This window comes from Gordonia rubripertincta, assembly GCF_038024875.1.
Taxonomy (GTDB): Bacteria; Actinomycetota; Actinomycetes; order Mycobacteriales; family Mycobacteriaceae; genus Gordonia; species Gordonia rubripertincta.
Genome location: NZ_CP136136.1, coordinates 1781115 through 1801318 on the forward strand (window position 1 = coordinate 1781115; position 20204 = coordinate 1801318).

The 20204-nt window shown below is 68.2% G+C and carries 21 protein-coding genes; 14 read left to right on the forward strand and 7 right to left on the reverse strand.

All coding sequences use genetic code 11. From position 1 onward, the window contains the following. Nucleotides 1–98 precede the first annotated feature (98 nt). Entirely contained in the window at nt 99–920 is an 822-nt protein-coding gene (locus RVF83_RS08010) for an MBL fold metallo-hydrolase (RefSeq protein WP_005194561.1), read from the forward strand. A 151-nt stretch (nt 921–1071) separates the two neighbouring features. Here RVF83_RS08010 and RVF83_RS08015 read toward each other — a convergent pair whose 3' ends face one another. Continuing rightward, nucleotides 1072–1746: a Crp/Fnr family transcriptional regulator gene (locus tag RVF83_RS08015; protein WP_005194565.1), complete on the reverse strand. Its 675-nt coding sequence runs from the start codon at nt 1744–1746 to the stop codon at nt 1072–1074. A 218-nt stretch (nt 1747–1964) separates the two neighbouring features. Next, entirely contained in the window at nt 1965–2225 is a 261-nt protein-coding gene (locus RVF83_RS08020) for a hypothetical protein (protein WP_005194568.1), read from the reverse strand. 209 nt (nt 2226–2434) lie between these two features. Here RVF83_RS08020 and nth point away from each other — a divergent pair, with 209 nt between their 5' ends. Genes nth through RVF83_RS08040 form a run of 4 tightly spaced genes read left to right on the forward strand, consistent with a single transcriptional unit; the run spans nt 2435 to nt 5998 of the window. After that, complete coding sequence (gene nth, locus RVF83_RS08025; protein WP_005194570.1) at nt 2435–3238, forward strand: endonuclease III; 804 nt, start codon at nt 2435–2437, stop codon at nt 3236–3238. Then, nucleotides 3235–3975 (forward strand): TlpA family protein disulfide reductase, encoded by a 741-nt coding sequence (locus tag RVF83_RS08030; RefSeq protein ID WP_005194572.1) that lies wholly within the window; start codon nt 3235–3237, stop codon nt 3973–3975. The genes nth and RVF83_RS08030 overlap by 4 nt, the downstream gene beginning before the upstream one ends. Further along, on the forward strand, nt 3972–4805 hold the full coding sequence (locus RVF83_RS08035; protein ID WP_039879872.1) for an NUDIX hydrolase: 834 nt from the start codon (nt 3972–3974) through the stop codon (nt 4803–4805). Before RVF83_RS08030 ends, RVF83_RS08035 begins: the two co-directional genes overlap by 4 nt. Next, nucleotides 4805–5998, forward strand: coding sequence for a MarP family serine protease (locus tag RVF83_RS08040; RefSeq protein WP_005194576.1), 1194 nt, complete (start codon nt 4805–4807; stop codon nt 5996–5998). The genes RVF83_RS08035 and RVF83_RS08040 overlap by 1 nt, the downstream gene beginning before the upstream one ends. Here the strand turns inward: RVF83_RS08040 and RVF83_RS08045 are convergent. The 3 genes from RVF83_RS08045 to acs all read right to left on the reverse strand — a co-directional run bounded on the left by RVF83_RS08045 (nt 5913) and on the right by acs (nt 9652). After that, entirely contained in the window at nt 5913–6977 is a 1065-nt protein-coding gene (locus tag RVF83_RS08045) for an alpha/beta fold hydrolase (protein WP_005194578.1), read from the reverse strand. The two genes, RVF83_RS08040 and RVF83_RS08045, sit on opposite strands and share 86 nt — an antisense overlap. Continuing rightward, nucleotides 6974–7492, reverse strand: coding sequence for a phage holin family protein (locus tag RVF83_RS08050; RefSeq protein ID WP_341262012.1), 519 nt, complete (start codon nt 7490–7492; stop codon nt 6974–6976). The genes RVF83_RS08045 and RVF83_RS08050 overlap by 4 nt, the downstream gene beginning before the upstream one ends. 216 nt (nt 7493–7708) lie before the next feature. Continuing rightward, nucleotides 7709–9652, reverse strand: a complete 1944-nt coding sequence (acs, locus tag RVF83_RS08055) for an acetate--CoA ligase (protein ID WP_005194583.1) — start codon at nt 9650–9652, stop codon at nt 7709–7711. A 408-nt stretch (nt 9653–10060) separates the two neighbouring features. Here acs and RVF83_RS08060 point away from each other — a divergent pair, with 408 nt between their 5' ends. The 9 genes from RVF83_RS08060 to RVF83_RS08100 all read left to right on the forward strand — a co-directional run bounded on the left by RVF83_RS08060 (nt 10061) and on the right by RVF83_RS08100 (nt 17150). After that, entirely contained in the window at nt 10061–10816 is a 756-nt protein-coding gene (locus RVF83_RS08060) for a hypothetical protein (RefSeq protein ID WP_039879879.1), read from the forward strand. Nucleotides 10817–11850: 1034 nt separating this feature from the next. Beyond that, a complete protein-coding gene (ssd, locus tag RVF83_RS08065) occupies nt 11851–12909 on the forward strand; it encodes a septum site-determining protein Ssd (RefSeq protein WP_005194586.1) in 1059 nt (352 codons plus the stop codon). After that, nucleotides 12906–14111, forward strand: coding sequence for a TadA family conjugal transfer-associated ATPase (locus RVF83_RS08070; RefSeq protein ID WP_005194589.1), 1206 nt, complete (start codon nt 12906–12908; stop codon nt 14109–14111). Before ssd ends, RVF83_RS08070 begins: the two co-directional genes overlap by 4 nt. Next, nucleotides 14108–14959, forward strand: coding sequence for a type II secretion system F family protein (locus tag RVF83_RS08075; protein WP_005194590.1), 852 nt, complete (start codon nt 14108–14110; stop codon nt 14957–14959). The genes RVF83_RS08070 and RVF83_RS08075 overlap by 4 nt, the downstream gene beginning before the upstream one ends. Next, nucleotides 14956–15570, forward strand: coding sequence for a type II secretion system F family protein (locus tag RVF83_RS08080; RefSeq protein WP_005194591.1), 615 nt, complete (start codon nt 14956–14958; stop codon nt 15568–15570). The genes RVF83_RS08075 and RVF83_RS08080 overlap by 4 nt, the downstream gene beginning before the upstream one ends. Nucleotides 15571–15624: 54 nt before the next feature. Continuing rightward, the gene (locus RVF83_RS08085) at nt 15625–15999 is read left to right on the forward strand and encodes a VOC family protein (RefSeq protein ID WP_005194592.1); all 375 of its coding nucleotides are present in this window, start codon (nt 15625–15627) and stop codon (nt 15997–15999) included. A 166-nt stretch (nt 16000–16165) separates the two neighbouring features. Next, nucleotides 16166–16381 (forward strand): DUF4244 domain-containing protein, encoded by a 216-nt coding sequence (locus tag RVF83_RS08090; RefSeq protein WP_005194593.1) that lies wholly within the window; start codon nt 16166–16168, stop codon nt 16379–16381. Further along, entirely contained in the window at nt 16381–16782 is a 402-nt protein-coding gene (locus tag RVF83_RS08095) for a TadE family type IV pilus minor pilin (RefSeq protein ID WP_005194594.1), read from the forward strand. The genes RVF83_RS08090 and RVF83_RS08095 overlap by 1 nt, the downstream gene beginning before the upstream one ends. After that, nucleotides 16779–17150 carry an Rv3654c family TadE-like protein gene (locus tag RVF83_RS08100; RefSeq protein ID WP_005194596.1) on the forward strand — a complete coding sequence of 124 codons (372 nt, stop codon included), beginning with the start codon at nt 16779–16781 and terminating at the stop codon, nt 17148–17150. The genes RVF83_RS08095 and RVF83_RS08100 overlap by 4 nt, the downstream gene beginning before the upstream one ends. A gap of 9 nt (nt 17151–17159) precedes the next feature. On the opposite strand, the gene RVF83_RS08105 is transcribed toward RVF83_RS08100, so the two are convergent. Both RVF83_RS08105 and RVF83_RS08110 read right to left on the reverse strand, forming a co-directional pair. Continuing rightward, nucleotides 17160–17711 (reverse strand): hypothetical protein, encoded by a 552-nt coding sequence (locus tag RVF83_RS08105; protein ID WP_039879873.1) that lies wholly within the window; start codon nt 17709–17711, stop codon nt 17160–17162. Continuing rightward, on the reverse strand, nt 17704–20031 hold the full coding sequence (locus tag RVF83_RS08110) for a DEAD/DEAH box helicase (protein ID WP_005194599.1): 2328 nt from the start codon (nt 20029–20031) through the stop codon (nt 17704–17706). The genes RVF83_RS08105 and RVF83_RS08110 overlap by 8 nt, the downstream gene beginning before the upstream one ends. Between the last annotated feature and the right edge of the window lie 173 nt (nt 20032–20204).

Below are 20204 nucleotides of genomic sequence, written 5' to 3' on the forward strand. Positions count from 1 at the left end.
GATGGCCCGCAGCACGAGCTGACCGCGGATCGGCTCAGCGTGGTCGGATACGCAGAGCAGTGTGACCCGGGTCGCCGTCAATGGATAGGCTCGAAGTCATGAGCGCCTCCGACGATGCCGTTCCCGTACACCCCGCCTACGGGGTGCTGCGGGAGGTCACGCCCTTCGCCTCGGTCCTGTTGTGCGACAACTCCGGGATGATGGAACTCGACGGCACCAACACCTATGTGCTGCGGGCGCCGGGCAGTGACGAGTGCGTCGTCGTCGATCCCGGTCCGCCGAAGTACAAGCACCACGCGCGACGCCTCGCCGAACTGCCCGGGGTCGCGCTGACCCTCATCACCCACCGGCATTTCGACCACACCGGTGGGGTCAAGCGCCTCCACAAGCGCACCGGCGCGCCCGTCCGCGCCCGCCTCGGGAAATTCTGCCGCGATGCCGAGCCCCTTCGCGACCGCGAGGTCATCGAGATCGCGGGACTGCGGATCACCGTGCTGCACACCCCTGGACACACGGGGGACTCGGTGAGCTTCCTCGTGGAGCACGAGGACCAGCGTGCGGTGCTGACCGGAGACACGATCCTCGGAAGTGGCACGACCGTACTGGACCCCAGTGATGGCGGGTTGCGGGACTACCTGAACTCCCTCAACCGGCTCATCGTCGAAGGCGACGGTGCGGCACTCCTTCCCGCGCACGGCCCCGACCATCCGGATCTCGTGCCGGTCGCCCGGTTCTACAAGACGCATCGCGAGGAGCGGATCGACCAGATCGTGGCCGCCCTCGACGACATGGGCGTGTCCCCGCACGAGGCTAAGCCGATGAAGGTCGTGCGCAAGGTCTACTCCGACGTCGACAAGAAGCTGTGGCCGGCCGCGCGGATGTCGGTGAAGGCGCAGTTGGAGTACCTGCGGCACGCCTGAGGGCCGCAGAGTCGCGGTGCGCTATCCGTGGATAGCGCACCTGGCCTCAGATAGCGCTTTTGGACAAACGCAAGAGCCGCTCGTCCCCGAAGGAACGAGCGGCTCTTGTCTTCCGTCGAACTCGCTCCCCGAGGAACGAGCGAAGCAAGGGTCAGCGGGCGCGACGCGCCAGACGCTCGGAGTCGGCGATCAGGACGCTCTTGCCCTCGAGGCGCAGCCAACCGCGCTGGGCGAAGTCGGCGAGTGCCTTGTTCACGGTCTCGCGCGAGGCGCCGACCAGCTGGGCGATCTCTTCCTGGGTCAGGTCGTGTGTGACGCGCAGGGCGCCGCCCTCCTGGGTACCGAACCGCTGGGCGAGTTGCAGGAGCTGCTTCGCGACGCGACCGGGCACGTCGGTGAAGATCAGGTCGGCGAGGTTGTTGTTGGTGCGGCGCAGACGACGTGCGAGCACGCGCAGCAGCTGCTCGGCGATCTCGGGACGGTCCTTGATCCAGGCGCGCAGAGCGTCACGATCCATCGAGACCGCGCGGACCTCGGTCACCGTCGTCGCCGACGAGGTGCGGGGGCCCGGGTCGAAGATGGAGAGCTCGCCGAACATGTCCGACGGTCCCATGATCGTCAGCAGGTTCTCGCGGCCGTCGGGCGAGCGTCGACCGACCTTCACCTTGCCGGACATGATGATGTAGAGCCGGTCACCGGGCTCGCCTTCATGGAAGATCACGTGTCCACGAGGGAAGTCAACGGGCTGAAGCTGCTTTGTCAGCGCCGCGACGGCAGAAGGCTCGACGCCTTGAAATATGCCTGCCCGCGCCAGTACTTCTTCCACCTAGGGAACCTTTCTCGAAATCTTTGCTACAGCCACGTGTGAGATCGCGCCCTTGGATACGCTACCCCGCGAACCAGCATATGTGTTGAATGGGTCACTGACGGCGCATTGCGGGTGTGTCTGACGGACAAGATGCGGCGATTCGACGTCATCGACCGCTCGTGGCTGTCGGCACCGAGAAAAGAAGCGTCGGAACGGTGTGTGCGAGCCGCCGCGGGTCAGCTGGCCCGCTGCGGCGAGGCGGCGTGATCGGCGGTCGCCGAGTCGTGGTCGAAGCGATGGAACCGCAATTCGTGCAGTTCGGCAGGCGCGGAATCGCGCGGCGGTTTGCCGGCGTTCTGGGACCCCGTGCGGTCGATGAACTCGTCGACCTCGTCGTTCGAGACGGACACGCGGTCGACCCGAGCCTGCAACTTGTCCATGCCCATGGCGAAGAGCATGAGTACAGCCGGGAACAGCAGTGCTGCGAGACCATGCATGGGGACAAGTAAACACAAAAGACCCCACAGAATCCTCATCGGCCGAGGCGACGTCACTGACTTGTTACCTGACCGTAGGTTGCGTCCCTCATTTTGGCCGGACGTGCCGGGTAGCTCACACCGGAACCGGAGCCACGGCTGTGACCTGCGGAGATGAGCTCGACGGGCTGGTTCGACGCGGCCACCGACGGCCGCGGTGAGCGGCGTTCGTGCAGGACATCGCTAACCTGAATCACGTGAGCGCACGTAAGGCTGCGTCCGTGGGCGAGGCCCCGGCTCGCAAGCAGGAGACCCACCTCGGGCTGGTCCGACGCGCGCGCCGGATGAACCGCACCCTCAAGGTCGCGTTCCCGCATGTGTACTGCGAACTCGACTTCACCAACCCGCTCGAGCTGTCGGTGGCCACCATCCTGTCGGCTCAGTGCACCGATGTGCGGGTCAACCAGACCACCCCGGCGCTCTTCGCGAAGTACCGCACCGCCCGCGATTACGCAGAGGCCGACCGCATCGAACTCGAGGAGATGATCCGCTCGACCGGTTTCTACCGGAACAAGGCGAACTCGATCATCGGACTCGGCCAGGCGCTCGTCGAGCGGTACGACGGCGAGGTCCCGAACAATTTGAAGGACTTGGTGTCGCTGCCCGGTTTCGGCCGCAAGACGGCCAACGTCGTCCTGGGCAACGCATTCGGGGTCCCCGGGATCACCGTGGACACCCACTTCGGCCGCCTCGTCCGACGCTGGCAGTGGACCGAGGAAGAAGATCCGGTGAAGGTCGAACACGCCGTCGGCGAGCTGATCGAGCGCAAGGAGTGGACCGACCTGTCCCACCGCGTGATCTTCCACGGCCGGCGTGTGTGCCATGCCCGCAAGCCGGCGTGCGGGGTCTGCATCCTCGCCAAGGACTGCCCGTCGGTGGGCACGGGCCCGATGGACAAGGCCGAGGCCGCAGCGCTGGTCAAGGGCCCCGAGACCGAGCACCTCCTCCGACTGGCCGGACTAGCCGCCCCGTGAACGACAACGCCACCGAACCGGCGACCCCGCAACCCGCCGATTCCTCTGAACACCCCGCGCGGCCGACCTCTCGTTTCCCGGCTGCCGCGCGCTGGACCCTCGTTTTCGTCATCGTGATGATCGCGCTCATCGTCGCGATCTGGCCGCGCGGCGACGCCCCGTCGCCGACCACCGGTGCACCGCCGTCGGTCAGCGGTCCACGTCCCTTCGACGCGCCGGTGGACGAGGACCGCGTGGCACAGGCGCGGGCCGACGCGCAGCTCGCCGACTGTCCGGTCACGGGCCTGCCGGAGAACCCGGACTCGGTGCTGGCCGGCATCGTCGAACCCTGTTTGGGGACCGGGGCGCCCTACGACCTCGGCGCCGCCACCGCCGGGAAGCCGCTCGTGGTCAACGTGTGGGCGCAGTGGTGCGGTCCCTGCAAGACCGAGCTGCCGTACTTCGAGGAGTTCGCGGCCCGCGCCGGCGACCGCGTAACGGTGCTGGCACTCCACGCCAAGGAGGGCGGGACCAACCCGTTCTTCCCGCTGACCCTGCTCACCGAGATCGGAGTTCGCTTGCCGTCCGTCCTCGATCCCGACGGCCGGGTGGCCGCCGCCATCACCGCGCCGCGGGTCTTCCCGTCAACCGTCTTCCTGCGACCCGACGGCACGATCGCCAAGGTGTACCCCGGTGTGTTCGACAGCCCGCAGGAGATCGCCGACGCGGTCGAGGAACACCTGGGCGTGACCATATGAGCGGCGACCCGCACCGCGACCCGCACGTGGGCCCGCTCGTGCATTCCGACGAGATCCCGCCGTGGTTGCACGCGCTGACCGGTGACGTCGGCGCCGTCTCCGAGAGCGTCAACAATCGAGGTGGGGACCGGACCCGCTGGGCCCAGATGTTCCGGCGTGATCGCCGAGCGGCCGCGGTCCTGGTGCTGTTCTCCGGTTCCTGGGAGGCCGCCGACGATCATCCCGGCGGTGTGCCCGCCGACGCCGAGGTCCTCCTGACCGAACGTGCCTCGACCCTGCGTCAGCACAGCGGACAGGTCGCCTTCCCCGGAGGTGCAGCCGACCCGGGCGACGACTTCCCGGTCGGCACCGCGTTGCGCGAGGCGCGTGAGGAGACCGGTCTCGACGCGTCGGGCGTGCACATCGTGGCCAATTTGCCGACCTTCCCGGTCCCGCCGTCGGGTTTCGACGTCGTACCGGTGATCGGCTACTGGCGCGAGCCGAGCGAGGTGCGGGTCGTCGACCCGGGCGAGACCGCCCGCGTCGACCGCATCAACCTGCGGGAGCTCCTCGCCCCGGAGAACCGCTTCCAGGTGCGCCGATCGGTGATGGGCGGCCGGCTCTATCAGGGGCCGGCCTTCTTCGTCGACGGCTTGCTGGTCTGGGGTTTCACCGGCGGACTCATCGCGGCCATCAGCGAGGCCTCTGGCTGGGACCGACCGTGGGACAAGAACGATGTGCGACCGCTCGACGAGATGATCGAGCTCGCAGGCAACCGCCAGGAATCGGGATTCAGCGCGGTCCATCCGCGTGGCACGACCGACCCCGACGCCGACCCCGGTGCGAGCTGATGACCGGGTCCGCGTGGGTCGACGTCATCGTCATCGGCATCGCGCTCCTCGCCGCGATCAGCGGCTACCGGTCCGGTGCGGTCGCCTCGGCGCTCGCGTTCATCGGTGTCGCACTCGGGGCGGTCGCGGGACTGCTCCTGGCGCCGCATCTGCTCGAGCGTTTCGACGACCTGCAGGTACGCGTGCTCGTCGGGATCGTCGTCCTCGTCGTGCTGGTGGTCGTCGGTGAGGTGGCCGGCATGGTGCTGGGCCGGGCCGCGCGCGGCGGCATCCGGTCGCCGGGACTGCGGGCCGTCGACAGCGGTGTGGGTTCGATCCTCCAGGTCGTCGCCGTCCTGCTGGCCGCGGGACTACTGGCGATCCCGTTGCGCGAGTCCGCCGACCCGGCCATCGCCGGTGCTGTTCGCGACTCCAAGGTCCTGACCGGCGTCGAGGTGTTGTCGCCTCAGTGGGTCAACGATCTGCCCGGCGACTTCAAGGCGCTTCTCGACAGTTCGGGTCTACCGAAGTTCCCGTTCCAGAGCACGCCGTCGACCAACGTCGACGCACCCGACCCGGCGCTGGCCGACCTGCCCGTGGTCCGTCAGGCGCGGCCGAGCGTCGTCAAGATCGAGGGTGTCGCGCCCAGTTGTCGCCAGGCCCTCGAGGGCAGCGGCTTCGTCGTCTCGCCCGAGCGCGTGATGACCAACGCCCACGTCGTGGCCGGCACCGAACGGCTCGAGGTCGAGACCTCCACCGGGGCGCGGCTGCCCGCGAAGGTCGTCCTCTTCGACAGCGACACCGACATCGCAGTCCTCGACGTCCCCGGTCTCCGCGCGCCCGCACTGAAGTTCGCCCCGCGGCCGGCCTCGACCGGCGACGACGCCATCGCCCTCGGCTTCCCCGAGGCCGGACCGTTCTACGTCAGTCCGCTGCGTGTCCGGTCGACGTTCATGCACACCGGCGACGACATCTACCGAACCGGCCAGGTCACGCGCGAGGTCTACGCCGTCCGCGGATCCATCCGGCAGGGCAATTCGGGTGGGCCGCTGCTGAACTCGGACGGCGAGGTGCTCGGCGTCGTGTTCGGTGCGGCGGAGAACGCGGCCGACGAGACCGGCTTCGTGCTCACCGCCCGTCAGGTGCGCGCCGACTTCGCCGAATCCGAGCGGCGAAGCGAGCGGGTGAGTACCAAGCGCTGCGTGCTGGCCTGATCCGCCGCGCCTGCTTGGCGGCGACGTCGTTGGTCGCCTCCGGTTCGGTCCGGAGGAACTCGAGGATCGCCTCGGTCACCGCCGCGGGCTGCTCCTGGTGCACGAAGTGCCCGCTGCCCTCGATCTGCCGGTAGGTCTGGTGCGCCGCCCAACGGTGGCCGTCGGCCATGGCGTCGCTGAGAATGTACGGGTCGTCGCGGCCGCGCAGCGCGAGGACCGGCAGGTGTAGCCGCTGGTCCATGAGCTCCATGAAGCGCATCCCGTCGGGCCGGAATTGGGACCGGAACGCCCAGCGCCGGTACTCCAGACTGCAGTGCGCGACGTAGGGGATCAGCATCGCGGACCGGTTCAGTTCAACCGTCTGCGCATAGTCGGGTCCGGACCGCCACGACGACGACGACCGCTGCGCGAAGTAGTCGGCGATGAACGCCGCGTCGTCCCGGGTGATCTGTCGTTCGCCGACGCGCGGGATCTGATTGCGTAGGAAGAGGTCGAGGAACTGTCCTCGCTGGTCCCGGTCTCGCAGCGCGCGTCGTCGTAGTGCCCGCGGATGAGGAGATGCGACGACGACGATCCGGTCGACGACGCGGGGATGCAGGGTTGCGGTCGCCCAGCAGACCAGGCCGCCGTCGGAGTGGCCGATGAGCGTGGCGCTGGTGTGGCCGAGAGCGCGGATGAGACCGTTGGTGTCGCCCGCGAGGGTCCAGCCGTCGTAGCCGCGCGGCGGCTTGTCAGTGTCGCCGTAGCCGCGGAGGTCGACCGCCACGGCACGGAAACCGGCCTCGGTGAGCGCGCTCAGCTGGTGACGCCAACTCCACCAGAACTCGCCGAAACCGTGAAGCAGCAGTACGAGCGGACGATCACCGGCGGGTATCCCCGCCGGTTCGACCGCGTGGAACCGGACACCGTTGGCGCGGACATCGAGGTGCTCCCAGTCGCCGGGAAGACGAACGCTCGACGGGTCAGGTGCCTCGCTCACGACTCACCCCTCGCGGGCGGGGGAATCCTCGGGTGCGCCGGGACCTGCGGATGGCCCGGGCCGCGGTTGGGCAGCACGGTCGACAACTCGTTGACCGACTCCATCGTCTTCTTCGGTCCTCGGACCTTCTTGAAGAAGATGTAGCCGACGAACGCCGCGATGACGGTGACCACGACGAGGATCAGGAAGACGATCAGGAACGCCAGCCAGCGCCACACGAACTCATCGAGCAGTTCGGCCAGGAAGAAAAAGAAGAAGAAGCTGGAGTACAGCGCCATCACGCCGGCGACGATCAGCAGACCCGTACCCGCGCCCGCCTTCTTGGCCTCACCGACGAGCTCGGCCTTGGCGAGGGCGACCTCGGACCGGAACAGGGTCGAGACGCTCGCGGTGGCGTCCTTGACCAGGCTCCCGATGCTCGGCTCACCGTTCGGACCGGCGTTCGCGTCGGAGAGAGGGATCGACGGGACGGAGTCCCGGCCCGCTTCGGGCAGGCCGTGCTCGTTGGGGCTCACAGAATCCTCCGTTGTTCGGCTGATGGCCATATGTTGCCATGCGTGGGCTCACGAGGTGGCGGCCCACCCGGCGAGATGCCGGTGAGTGGCCGCAAAAAGCTCGATGCGCCACCGGTGATCTGCTCACCGGCGGCGCATCGTCCAGCTCCCTGAGGTGCGAGCTTGCGAGCGTCTCTTGTGCTCCCTGAGGAGCGAGCTTGCGAGCGTCTCGAAGGGTCAGGCCTTCTTCGAGCGGATCGCCTCGAAGACCGACGGGTCGACGAGGGTCGAGGTGTCGCCGAGTTCGCGGCCCTCGGCCACGTCCTTGAGCAGGCGGCGCATGATCTTGCCCGAACGCGTCTTGGGTAGTTCGGGTACCACGTTGATCTCGCGCGGCTTGGCGATCGGGGAGATCTCCACCGACACCTGCTGACGCAGCTCGGCGATCAGTGCGTCGCCGGTGTTCTCTACCCCCTCACGGAGGATGACGAAGGCGACGATGCCCTGGCCGGTGGTCTCGTCGGCGGCACCGATGACCGCGGCCTCGGCCACGCCGGAGTGCCCGACGAGAGCCGACTCGACCTCGGCGGTGGAGATGCGGTGGCCGGACACGTTCATCACGTCGTCGACGCGGCCGAGAACCCAGAGGGCATGGTCCTCGTCGTAGCGGGCGCCGTCACCCGCGAAGTACCAGCCCTGCTCGGCGAACCTCGACCAGTAGGTGTCGCGGAAGCGCTCCTCGTCGCCCCAGATGCCGCGGAGCATCGACGGCCACGGCTGATCAAGGACGAGGTAGCCCTGTTCGCCGGCGCCGACCGGGTTGCCCTGGTCGTCGACGATGTTCGCGCTGATGCCGGGTAGCGGCTTCATCGCCGAACCGGGCTTGGTCGCGGTCACGCCCGGCAGCGGCGAGATCATGATCGCGCCGGTCTCGGTCTGCCACCAGGTGTCGACGATCGGTGCCTTGCCGCCACCGATCACCTCGCGGAACCACCTCCACGCCTCGGGGTTGATCGGCTCGCCGACGCTGCCGAGCAGGCGGACCGACGACAGGTCGTGGGCCTCGGGGATCTGCTGGCCCCACTTCATGAACGTGCGGATCAGCGTGGGGGCGATGTAGTAGATGGTGACGCCGTAGCGCTCGATGATCTCGAAGTGGCGGTGTTCGTTGGGCGAGTTCGGGGTGCCCTCGTAGACCACCTCGGTGGCGCCGTTGGAGAGCGGGCCGTAGACGAGGTACGAGTGGCCGGTCACCCAGCCGATGTCGGCGCCACACCAGAAGACGTCGCGGCCTTCCTTGTGGTCGAAGACGTAATGGAAGGTGTAGCTGACCTGGGTGAGGTAGCCCCCGGAGGAGTGGACGATGCCCTTGGGCTTGCCGGTGGTGCCCGAGGTGTACAGCAGGAACAGCGGGTGCTCGGAGTCGAAGGCCTCCGGCTCGTGCACGTCGGACTGCTGATCAACGGTGTCCTCCCACCAGACGTCACGTCCCTCGACCCAGTTGAGATCGGGGTCGTGGTTGGTGCGACGAACGACGAGGACCTTCTCGACCGACTTCGCGGCGTCGTCGCCGGTGCCCAGCGCCTCGTCGACGTTGGTCTTGAGGGGAGCAGGCTCGCCGCGGCGGTACTGGCCGTCGGTGGTGATGACGAGCTTGGCCTCGGCGTCGTCGACGCGGGAGCGCAGGGCGCCCGACGAGAAGCCGGCGAACACGACGGAGTGGGTGAGGCCGAGACGCGCGCAGGCGAGCATCGAGATCAGGGCCTCGGGGACCATCGGCATGTAGATGGCGACGCGGTCGCCGGCCTGCAGGCCGATGGAGGTGAAGTAATTGGCCGCCTTACTGACCTCGGTGAGCAGCTGGCTGTAGGTGAGGTCGCGGGTGTCGCCGGGTTCGCCGACCCAGCGGATGGCGACGCGGTCGCCCTTACCTGCGGCGACGTGCCGGTCCACGCAGTTGACGGAGACGTTGAGCTTGCCGCCGACGAACCACTTCGCGAACGGCGCGTTCGACCAGTCGAGGGTGTCGGTGAAGTCGGTGGCCCAATCGAGTCGACGCGCCTGCTCCGCCCAGAACTCGAGTCGGTCGGCGTCTGCACGGTCGTAGATCTCGGCGTTGGCGTTGGCCTGCGCGGCGAACTCTTCGGATGGCGGGAACGCCTGGACGGTGGTGGAGGACATCAGTGAAATGAGCCTTTCGCTTCTCGACGGCGGGTCAACCCACAGTAAAGGTGACCCGACGGGATGACGGATCGCTGGTGTGAGCGTAGTCACGCCACGTTGCAACGGGGTACCGGTGCAACGTCGAGCGTGATCTATTCGCGACGAGCGGTGGCTCTGTCGCGACGAGCGGTCACCGCCATTCTTCCGGCATGGCCGAGGCCTTGTCGGGACCACCGAAAGAATGGACGAAAGCGCCTTTTCGAAACCGTCACTAACAATAAGTGATGTCATGGTTGGTTTGCGTGATCTTCGATATCCGCTGAGGCGGGGCCGCGCCGATGCCCGGGTTCGAGCGCGCCGGGCATCGAGATGGCCGGACCGGGGTCGGGGGCGCACGCGACGAGTTCGCGCAACTATCGTCAGGGCGTGACCAACGATCCTTTGGCTCCTCTGCTGGACCTCCCCGGCGTGGCCGACGCCGCCGACCGGGCGCGTGATGCGCTGTCCGCGGTGCACCGGCACCCCGCCAACCTGCGCGGGTGGGACAAGACGGCCACCGAGGCGTCGTGGCGGGCGGGACGGTCGTCGGCCGCGATCGACGGCGGCAGTGTGGAGCTCCGCCGCGACGGGGACTTCGACGATCCGATCCTCGCGGGGGCGATGCGCGTATCGCAGGCTCTGGACGGTGAATCGCTCGAGACCCTGACCGGCGTCATTCGCCGCGCCCCTGCCCAGGCGCTCGCCCGGCTACACACTCTCGCCGCCGCCGACATGGTCGAAGACCCCGACGAGCTGGGCCGCCCACGACCTGAGACTGATGTGGCAAACCGTCTCGATCTGTTGGGGCAGTTGATAACCGGCGCGACATCAGTGCCGGCGCCGGTTCTTGCCGCGGTGGTGCACGGCGAGCTTCTCGGCCTCCAGCCGTTCCCCACTGCGAACGGGGTGGTCGCGCGTGCCACGTCTCGACTCGTGGGGGCGGCGACGGGGCTCGACCCGCATTGCCTGGGTGTCCCGGAGGTCACCTGGTTCAAACGCGCGTCGGAGTATCGGACGCTGTCCGCGGCCTTCGCCTCGGGTAGCCCGGACGGGCTGCGGGACTGGCTGGTGTTCTGCTGCGATGCTCTCGAAGCCGGTGCGGCGGAAGCGAAGTCGATCGCCGACGCGGCGCGGGCGGGATAGTTCCGAACCGACCCCGGACAACACTGCGGGCGGCCTCCCTGTCGTTCACCGACGAGGTTGCCGCCCGCGTAGCACGGACTCAAGTTACCAAGCGTGCTTGGTGGGTTGTGGTCACCGCCTCGGCGATTGAACGCGGGTCAGGTCGCCCGTACCGTCCACGTGCTGCCATCTTCAGGGCCGTTCTCCCCGGGCTCCTTGCCGGCGGGGGAAGGCAGTGGCGCAACTAGTGTGGCGGTCGTTTCTCCTGCCGCGATTTCGCAGGCGCACAACGCTTTTGCCTTTATGCGGCGTGCTCCGCGTGGGTGCTTGCCGCCCGTGCTGGGAAGTGCTGGAGTGGGGGCTCGGTCCTTCTCTTCCGGATCGGGCTTGGCCCTCCGAACTTCCGTACCACTGTTGTACACCGTGATCGCGGTCACATCAAGTGATCCGGGTCCAAATGTTGAACGACTTCCCGAACTCGCCGGGAAGTGCTGCGGGGCAGCGCATCCGAGGGTCGCGAGGGCTCCGGAAGGGTCTGAAGGTGGCGCGGCCGGCGTGTCGCGAGGACGGTTCCGGGTTCCCGCTGGATTCAGATTCGTCATGACGATCCGACCCCGGGGGCCTACCGCAACCGGGGTTGTCGATGCGCCTGTCCGATATTTACCAACGGCAATACTCCTTACAAGAACGCGCTTGTCGAATCGTGGCGTATTGGCCCCAGGGGCACCCCGAGGATCAGAACGGACATTTGCGAAAACCAATTGTTGTACTTGCAAAGAATCCGGAGCCGTGTGTATAGTCGTGGTACCCGGTTCTGATACCGGCGCCTTTCAGCCCGACCCCCCGGGGCTGAAACGCGACAACCCCGGCCTCCTCCCCCCTGGCCGGGGTTGTCTTCTATCTGAAGGTTGTTTCGCCCCGAGGTTTGTCGCTCACACAGCAGTTGTAGTCGACGCGGTCAGCGTCTTGTGGATTCTTTCCACAGCCACACGGAGATCTCCACAGAGCCGGCCGCCCGCCTGGGTACAGGTCCTTCTCCACCTCATCATCGACCCATGCCCGATGATCTGCTCGTTCTCGTCGACCCGGACCTCTACGACGACGTCGCGCGCTGCGCGGCGGCTGCCGGATATCGCACCGTAGTCGGTCGACCCGACGACTGCCGCCGTGAATGGCTGACCACCCGCGCCGTGGTGGCCGATCCGGCGGCGATCGCCGCCCTTGCTCTCATACATCCGCCGCGTCGCGACGGTCTGATCCTCGTCAGTGCGGACGAGCTGCACACCGACACCTGGCGGATGGCGATGGATATCGGGGCCACCGACGCGGCCGCGTTGCCGGCGGACGAGAAGCGCCTGGTCAGAACGCTGACCGAGGTCCGCGTACCGCGGCGCCGGCCTGCGGGTGTCCTGGCGGTCATCGGCGCGCACGGAGGAGCCGGCGCGTCGACGCTGGCCGCGGCCGTGGCCCTGACCGGCGTCGGAAACGGATCGCCCACCCTGCTCCTCGATCTCGACGACGTCGCGCCCGGTGCCGACCTGCTGCTCGGGATCGAACAACGCCCGGGATTGCGGTGGCAGGACCTGTCCCTGGACGGGGGAGTTGTCGGAGGCACGGCGTTGCACCACGCCCTACCACGCGCGGAGAGCGGTCTCGCCGTGCTGACCTCGGAACGCCTCCCGGCCCGGGGTCCGGGTGCGGACGCGGTGGCCGCAGTCATCGACGCGGGTCGGACGCACGGAGATCTCGTGGTGGTCGACCTCCCGCGCGCCGACACGCCGGTCGTCCGCACTGCGGTCGCGTCGGCGGATCTCGTCGTCCTGGTCTCGGCTCCCTCGGTCGGTGGCTGCGCGGCGGCACGTCGGGTCGTCGGTCGGCTCATAGGTGACGAGGTCTCTGTCGAACTCGTGGTCCGGGGTCCGTCACCGGGTGGTCTGCGACCCGCCCAGGTCGCCGACGCGATCGGGGTCCCGCTGATCGCCGCCTACCGGCCTGACCCGCGCCTCCCGGTCCGGCTGGAGGGCGGACCGCTCCGTGTTCGACCCCGCAGTCCACTTGGTCGTGCAGCACGAGCCGTTCACTCGAGGGTGGTCGGGCAGGGGAGGGCGGCGTGACGCCGGATCGGGCCGATGACGCTCTGCTCGACCGCGTCCGTTCGCGTCTGGCCGCAGATGCCGCGGAACCGAGCCCGGCGGTCATCGCCGAGGCGATCCGCGCCGAGGCCGGCGGTGTCCTGGGCGACACCGACCTCCTCGCGGCACTCCGATTCCTCCAAACCGAGCTCACCGGTGCCGGGAAGCTGGAGGCGCTACTGGCCGAACCCGACATCGCCGACATCCTCGTCGCCGGGCCCGACGACGTGTGGGTGGACCGTGGACGCGGACTCGAGCCGACGACGATCCGGTTTCCCGACGAGGCATCGGTCCGCCGCCTGGCGGGACGTCTCGCGCTGAGCGCGGGGCGTCGTCTCGATGACGCCCAACCGTGGGTCGACGGCCAGTTGTCCGACGTCGGCCGACGCGGATACACGGTGCGACTCCATGCGATCATCCCGCCACTCGCCGCCGACGGCACCTGCATCTCTTTGCGGGTGCTGCGTTCGGCGTCGAAGGACCTGCCGAGCCTGATCAGCGGCGGCGCGATCCCGGCCGAGGTGGTCGGGATCATCGGCGACATCCTCCGACACCGCTTCTCCTTCCTGGTGATCGGCGGCACGGGCTCCGGGAAGACCACCCTGCTCAACGCGCTGATCGGCGAGATGGACCCCCGTGAGCGGCTCGTGTGCGTCGAGGACGCCCTCGAACTCGCGCCCCGTCATCCCCAGGTGGTGCGACTCGTGGCGCGCGCGGCGAATGTCGAGGGCGTGGGCGAGGTTCCGGTGCGAACACTGGTGCGGCAGGCACTGCGCATGCGGCCCGACCGTATCGTCGTCGGCGAGGTACGAGGCGGCGAGGTGATCGATCTGCTCACCGCACTCAACACCGGACACGACGGCAGTGCCGGGACCGTGCACGCCAACTCGACCTCCGAGGTCCCGGCACGAATGGAAGCCCTTGCCGCGCTTGGTGGAATGGGTCGGGATGCGTTGCACAGCCAGTTGGGCGCGGCGCTACAGACGGTGCTCGGTGTCGCGCGTCGAGCCGACGGTTCACGCGGGCTCGTCGAGATCGGCGTCGTACGTCGCGCTCCTGACGGGAGGATCGACATCGTGCCGATCTGGTTGCGCGACAGTGGTTTCACCGATAACCGACCACTCTTCGACGCGATGATCGCCAGGCATCGTCCGCCCGACGGTCCGCGGCGGTTGTCGGCATGATGGCCGCGATCCCGCCGATGGCGCCGGTGTTGGCGGCACTCGGTTTCGGTGTCCTGCTGTGGTCGCCGCTGCGGGCCGGGCATCGTCTCGAGGACGTCGTGGGCAGGCCGCGCGCGGCCCGTTCGCCGAATCCGATGGCGCTGGTCGCCGCGGGTTCGCCGGTGGCGGCCTTGGTGCTGGGCGGATTCTCGGCCGCGGTTGCGGCGGGGATGGTCGTGGCCCTCGTGCTGTGGTTGCGACGCCGTCGACGGGCGGAGCGGGGGTTCGATCGTCGGTTGGACGACCTGCTGTTGGCGTTGTCACTGATGATCTCGGAACTGTCGGTCGGCGCGCCCCCGGTCCACGCCTGCGAGGTCGCGGTCGTCGAGCTGCGACGGCGCACAACCGTTGGCGTGCTTCGTCGTTCCGAGATCGCCGACGGCCTCGAGGCGATGGCATCGCGCGCGTCGCTCGGTGGGTCGGCGATCGCAGATCCGGACACGACACCGGGCTCGGAGGACGCGTCTGGGGCGGCGTCGTGGCGTCGGATCGGAATCGCCTGGCAGACGGCAGAACAGTACGGCCTACCGATGGTGGACATGTTGGCGGCTTTGCGGGCCGATCTGCGAGCGCGGCGCGGATTCGCCGACCGAACACGTGCCGGCCTGTCGGGACCGCGCGCGACCGCGATGGTGCTGGCCGGTCTGCCCCTGCTCGGTATCGCACTGGGCCAGGCGACCGGCGCCGGACCCATCCAGGTGCTCCTCGGCGGCGGTCTCGGCGGCATCCTGCTGATGGTCGGAACTGCTTTGGCTGCAGCTGGAGTCGCATGGTCGGAACGCATCACCGGCAAGGTGCTGGCCCGTTGACTGCAGTGGTCATCGCATTGGCCTCCCTCGCCGCGGGGTTGTTGGTCTGGCCCGCGCCACGCTGGCGCTTGTACCGCGTCGTCGACCCGCCGCCGGGTCCCGACCGGTCACCGAGATGGCTGGGTGCGGGGCCGCCACGTGAGGACCCGTTCGCCGTGGCGTCTGCCTTCGACCTCTTCGCTGTGTGCCTGCGGGCCGGATTGCCGGTCGGTCTCGCCGCGGCGGTCGTCGCCGGCCGTGCCCCGCGGTCGCTCGCCCGGCCACTCGCGCGCGTTGCCGACCTGCTGCAGCTCGGCGCCGACCCGGACGCCGCATGGTCGGCGCTGCTCGACGATCCTCCGGATGCAAAGGCATCGGGCGACGACCATCTCGAGGCTCTCGCAGCGCTGGCGCGACGGTCGGCCCGGGCCGGTTCGTCGCTGGCCGGCGGACTCGCGGAACTGGCCGATGACGTTCGACGCCGCGCTCACGACGATGCGCTGGCTGCAGCTGAACGTGCCGGCGTGGCGATCAGCGGTCCGCTCGGGCTGTGCTTCTTGCCGGCGTTCATCTGTCTCGGGATCGTGCCGGTTGTCGTCGGTCTGGCGTCGACGGTGCTCGTCGCGTTCTGACTCCGAGCGCCGAAGTGCTCCCGGACTGTCGGTGCTCACGAGCACAATCAGGACATGGCTGACACCGGACATCGACACCATGCGATCGACTACGTAGAGCTCACCGTGACGGACATGGCTGCGGCGCGCACTTTCTATGCGGGCGCATTCGGCTGGGAGTTCAACGACTTCGGACCGGATTACTCGGGAATCGTCGGGCCGGGAGGAGCAGGGTCGCCCGAGGCGGGCGGCCTCGCGCTCGGCGACTCGGCGCCCACCCGGGGCGGCCCGCTGGTCCTTCTGTACTCCGATGACCTCGACGCAACGGTCGAAAAGGTACGTGCGGCGGGAGGTCAGGTCGTCAACGGTCCCTACGATTTTCCGGGCGGCCGCCGGTTTCACTTCACCGACCCGAGCGGTAACGAGCTCGGCGTGTGGTCGTCCGCCTGAGGTCTCGGCTCGCAGCCCCATCCCGGCAGACCCACCCCCCGCGACGGATGGTGATTTTGCCGAAAATGGGTGGGTTTGCGGGTTCGAAAACTCGATGGATCCCAACGGGGCTTTGATGCGTCCAAGTAGTGCAGAACGAAGGTCGCTCGTCCCGACAGGAGAACCCATGACCCACAACCTTTCTCGTCTCATCGACCGCGCAGGTGCGCACGCCACGCGGCTGCTCACCGACGAGGACGGCATGTCCACGGCGGAATATGCCATCGGCACAGTTGCGGCCGCGGCCTTCGGGGCGATCCTCTACACGGTGATCACCGGGGACAACATTGTGAGTGCGTTGACCGGCATCATCGGAAAGGCACTGAACACCTCGGTGGGCTGATGTGTCTGCGCGCGTCTCAGATTCGGCTGGCGCAGCTGGGTCGCGACGAAGACGGGATGGTGACGGTCGAGGCGGCTTACGCGGTCGTGGCGATCGTCGTCGCAGTGTTGCTCGCCGTCGGTGCGATCGGTGGCGTGACGGCCCAGATCCGTTGCACCGATGCTGCGCGGGAGGCAGCCCGGTTGACGGCGGCGGACGATGGGTCGGCGCGCGAGGTCGCGAAGCGCATAGCGGGGGATCGGGCGGTGGTGTCGGTGTCGGTTCAAGGCGAACGTGTAGTCGCCCAGGTGCGGACCTCGGTGCCACTGTTGCCAGGACTCACGTTGTCGGCACAGGCCGTCGCCGCGAAGGAACCGCGCGGCGAGGACCAGGTGGTCTTCGCTCCTGGCGTCGAACCATGAGAGCCATCCGCGGTCTCGTCGCCGACGACCAGGGCAATGCGACGGTGCTGGGTGCGTTCGCGATCGCCGCCCTCGCCGCGGTGCTGGTCATGGTGATCTACGTCGGCGCGGCCGTGCTCGCCCGTCACCGCGCACAGTCCGCGGCCGACCTGTCTGCGCTGGCCGCCGCCGCAGACCATTTGGCAGGGAAGTCCGAACCCTGCGCCACTGCGCGTGCAGTGGCGGTGGCACAGCGGCCATCGGCGGAGGTGGTCTCGTGCCGAACGGCCGGTGAGGACGTGCTGGTCGCGGTTCGGGTCCCTGTCGACCTTGGCAGCTTCGGGGTCCGTGCCGCCACGGCGTCGGCGCGCGCCGGGCCGGTCGAGTAGTCGGGAGCGCTACCCGCGACTGTCCTCGTCGACGACGATCCGTTTCGGGTACACCCGTACCGATTGCATAGGGGCGAACCACAATTGGTGAAAATGCACGTCCGTGTCGCCGCGGTAGGCGAGTTCGAAGGCCTCGGTCCCCGTGTTGAGCGGAATCCACGGGCGGACCGCCCGTACGAACGACGACCAGTGGATCAGTTCGCCCTCGGTCAGGAAGCCGCCTGCAGCAGCCCAGGTTTCGCCGGACTGTGCGTCGGACGACGCCAGATACACCTCGCCGAGCGACGGAGTGATCCGCGGGCCGATCATCGCGGTCTGCAGGTACCACTGGGCGGTGGTGACCACCGGGGTGAAACCGCCCGACCGGGCCGCGCACCACCCGTAGTGCAGGTCGAGGGCGTCGAGGGCCGCTTCTTCCGAGAAGAACACGTCACGTTCGCCGATGGAGGCCGGCAGGTTGTCGGTGTCCTGGGTCGGCCGCGCGAGCAGGAAAAAGGCACGCGAGGGCCGGGTCACCAGCCGCTTCGTTCCGATTCCCCGACCGGATGCCTCGTCATGCATGAGCCAAGTATTGCCGAGACAGCAGCTCGAGTACGGCCACTGCGCCATCTTTGTCCAACGGATCATTGCCGTTGCCACACTTGGGGCTCTGCACGCACGACGGGCAGCCGCTCTCGCATCCGCAGCTCGCGACCGCGTCCCGGGTGGCGTCGATCCAGGTGAGGAAGGTGGAGTGCCCGCGCTCGGCGAAGCCCGCCCCGCCCATGTACCCGTCGTAGACGAAGACGGTCGGCAATCCGGTGTCGGGATGCAGGGCGGTGGAGACCCCGCCTATGTCCCAGCGGTCGCACGTCGCCACGAGCGGGAGGAGCCCGATCGCGGCATGCTCGGCCGCATGAAGGGAACCGGGCAGCCTCGTCTCGTCGATCCCGGCCTCGGCCAGCACCTCGGGTGTCAGCGTGTACATGACCGCCCGGGTGTGCAAGGTCTGCTCGGGCATGTCGAGCTCGACAGCGTCGAGGACCTCGCCGGTCCGCAGCGTGCGCAGGTATCCGACCACCTGGTGCGTCACGTCGACCTCGACGAAGGCGACGGTCAGCGGACCGAACTCGTGGCTCTCGATGATCGAGGTGATCGAGATGTCGGTGGTCTCGCGTGCGGAGGTGGTCCAGTCTGGGTCTTCGGGATGTGCGAGGGCCAGGCCGTCGTCGAGGTCGAGTTCGTCGACGAGGTACGTCTCGCCCTGGTGGATGTGCACCGCCCCGGGGTGCACCGTCGACATCGCGCGCCCGGTGTCGACGGTACCCAGGACCTGCGAGGTCGTGGTGTCGACGATCAGGACCTGCCCGCCGATGCCGCCCCGGATGTCGATCTCGGCGTGCGGTTCGACCCCGGCGGCGACATACCAACCCGACTTCCGCTTGCGCAGCAGACCTTCCGCCGCGAGGTCCTCGGCCACCGGCCGCGCGTCCCAGGCGTCGATCTCGGCGTCCGACAGCGGTTTCTCCGCGGCGGCACACAGCAGATGTGGCCCGAGGATGTAGGGGTTGGCCGGGTCGGTGACGGTGGCCTCCACCGGCTTGCCGAGGAGCGACTCGGGATGGTGGACGAGATAGGTGTCGAGCGGATCATCGCGGGCGACCAGGACGACCAGCGAATCCCCGGACTCGCGCTGGCGTCCGGCCCGACCCGCCTGCTGCCAGAACGATGCGACCGTACCGGGGTAGCCGCTGACGATGACGGCGTCCAATCCGCTGATGTCGACACCCAGTTCGAGCGCGTTGGTGGTCGCGACACCGAGCAGCTCGCCGTCGGAGATGGCCTTCTCGAGCTTGCGCCGGTCGTCGGCGAGGTAACCCGCACGGTAGGCCCCGACCCTCGACTCGAGTTCGGGCGCACTCTGCGACAACAGGTTCCGCGCCGACAGTGCTGTCAGTTCGACGCCGCGCCGGCTGCGGGCGAAGCACAGTGTCCGTGCGCCCTCGACCACGAAATCGGCCAGTAGCCTTGCGGATTCGGCGCCGGCGGAGCGTCGGACCGGTGCGCCGTTCTCGCCGGTCACCGCCGGCAGGAAGTCCGGCTCCCACAATGCGACGGTGCGCTCGCCGCGCGGTGAGCTGTCCTCGGTCACCGCGACCGCGGGCTCACCGATCAAGCGGCTTAACGCCTCCGCGGGTTGCGCGACCGTCGCGCTGGCGCCGATGACCGTCGGGTTCGCGCCGGCCGCGCGGGCGATCCGCAGGAGCCTGCGCATGACGAGTGCGGTGTGGGAGCCGAAGACGCCACGGTAGTGGTGGCATTCGTCGACGACGATGAAGCGAAGATGCCGGAAGAACTGACGCCACCGGGCGTGATGCGAGAGGATGCCGATGTGCAGCATGTCGGGATTGGTGAAGATCCACCGTGAATGCACGCGCGCCCACTGCCGGATCTCGGGGTCGGTGTCGCCGTCGTAGGCGCAGGGCTGCAGGTGCCCGAACTCCGGCCGGCCGGCGATGACCGAGGACACCGCCCGGATCTGATCCGCGCCCAACGCTTTCGTCGGAGCGAGATATAGCGCTGTCGAATTCTTTTCATTCAGCAGCGCCGAAAGAATCGGCATTTGGTAAGACAGTGATTTACCCGATGCGGTGCCTGTGCAAATGGCAACATGATTTCCCCTGAAAGCTTCGTCGGCGGCGCGGGCCTGATGTGTCCAGACGCGTTCGATTCCGTTGTCCGCGTAGGCGTCGAGGAGTGGCCTCGGCACCCAATCCGGCCACTCGGCGAAAGACGCAGGGCGCGACGGGATTACCGACAGGTGTGTGAGTGGGGACTCGTCGGGGTCGGTGCCTGCGAGGGACCTCGCGAGGAGGCCTGTCCCGAATGTGGAGTACTGCATTTTATGGAGGAAACTCTTCAAAGTGGTGTTGACGCGGGAGGTCTGGAGAGGTCGGGATGTTACCGACGGATGTCGTGCTGCTGAAGTTTGGCGAGGTTTTTGCTCATCTTGGTTGATGCGACTATCGCAACTGGGCCGGACATGATTGACTGGGTGCGGCCGCAGCTTTCGCA

What these genes read in the sequence shown, in the direction of transcription:
- RVF83_RS08100 (WP_005194596.1), top strand. Translation starts at nt 16,779, where the DNA reads ATGAGAGCCATCCGCGGTCTCGTCGCCGACGACCAGGGCAATGCGACG.
- RVF83_RS08040 (WP_005194576.1), top strand. Translation starts at nt 4,805, where the DNA reads ATGACCGGGTCCGCGTGGGTCGACGTCATCGTCATCGGCATCGCGCTC.
- RVF83_RS08035 (WP_039879872.1), top strand. Translation starts at nt 3,972, where the DNA reads ATGAGCGGCGACCCGCACCGCGACCCGCACGTGGGCCCGCTCGTGCAT.
- RVF83_RS08020 (WP_005194568.1), bottom strand. Translation starts at nt 2,225, where the DNA reads ATGCATGGTCTCGCAGCACTGCTGTTCCCGGCTGTACTCATGCTCTTC.
- RVF83_RS08110 (WP_005194599.1), bottom strand. Translation starts at nt 20,031, where the DNA reads ATGCAGTACTCCACATTCGGGACAGGCCTCCTCGCGAGGTCCCTCGCA.
- acs (WP_005194583.1), bottom strand. Translation starts at nt 9,652, where the DNA reads ATGTCCTCCACCACCGTCCAGGCGTTCCCGCCATCCGAAGAGTTCGCC.
- RVF83_RS08075 (WP_005194590.1), top strand. Translation starts at nt 14,108, where the DNA reads ATGATGGCCGCGATCCCGCCGATGGCGCCGGTGTTGGCGGCACTCGGT.
- RVF83_RS08090 (WP_005194593.1), top strand. Translation starts at nt 16,166, where the DNA reads ATGACCCACAACCTTTCTCGTCTCATCGACCGCGCAGGTGCGCACGCC.
- ssd (WP_005194586.1), top strand. Translation starts at nt 11,851, where the DNA reads ATGCCCGATGATCTGCTCGTTCTCGTCGACCCGGACCTCTACGACGAC.
- RVF83_RS08095 (WP_005194594.1), top strand. Translation starts at nt 16,381, where the DNA reads ATGTGTCTGCGCGCGTCTCAGATTCGGCTGGCGCAGCTGGGTCGCGAC.
- RVF83_RS08105 (WP_039879873.1), bottom strand. Translation starts at nt 17,711, where the DNA reads ATGCATGACGAGGCATCCGGTCGGGGAATCGGAACGAAGCGGCTGGTG.
- RVF83_RS08010 (WP_005194561.1), top strand. Translation starts at nt 99, where the DNA reads ATGAGCGCCTCCGACGATGCCGTTCCCGTACACCCCGCCTACGGGGTG.
- RVF83_RS08085 (WP_005194592.1), top strand. Translation starts at nt 15,625, where the DNA reads ATGGCTGACACCGGACATCGACACCATGCGATCGACTACGTAGAGCTC.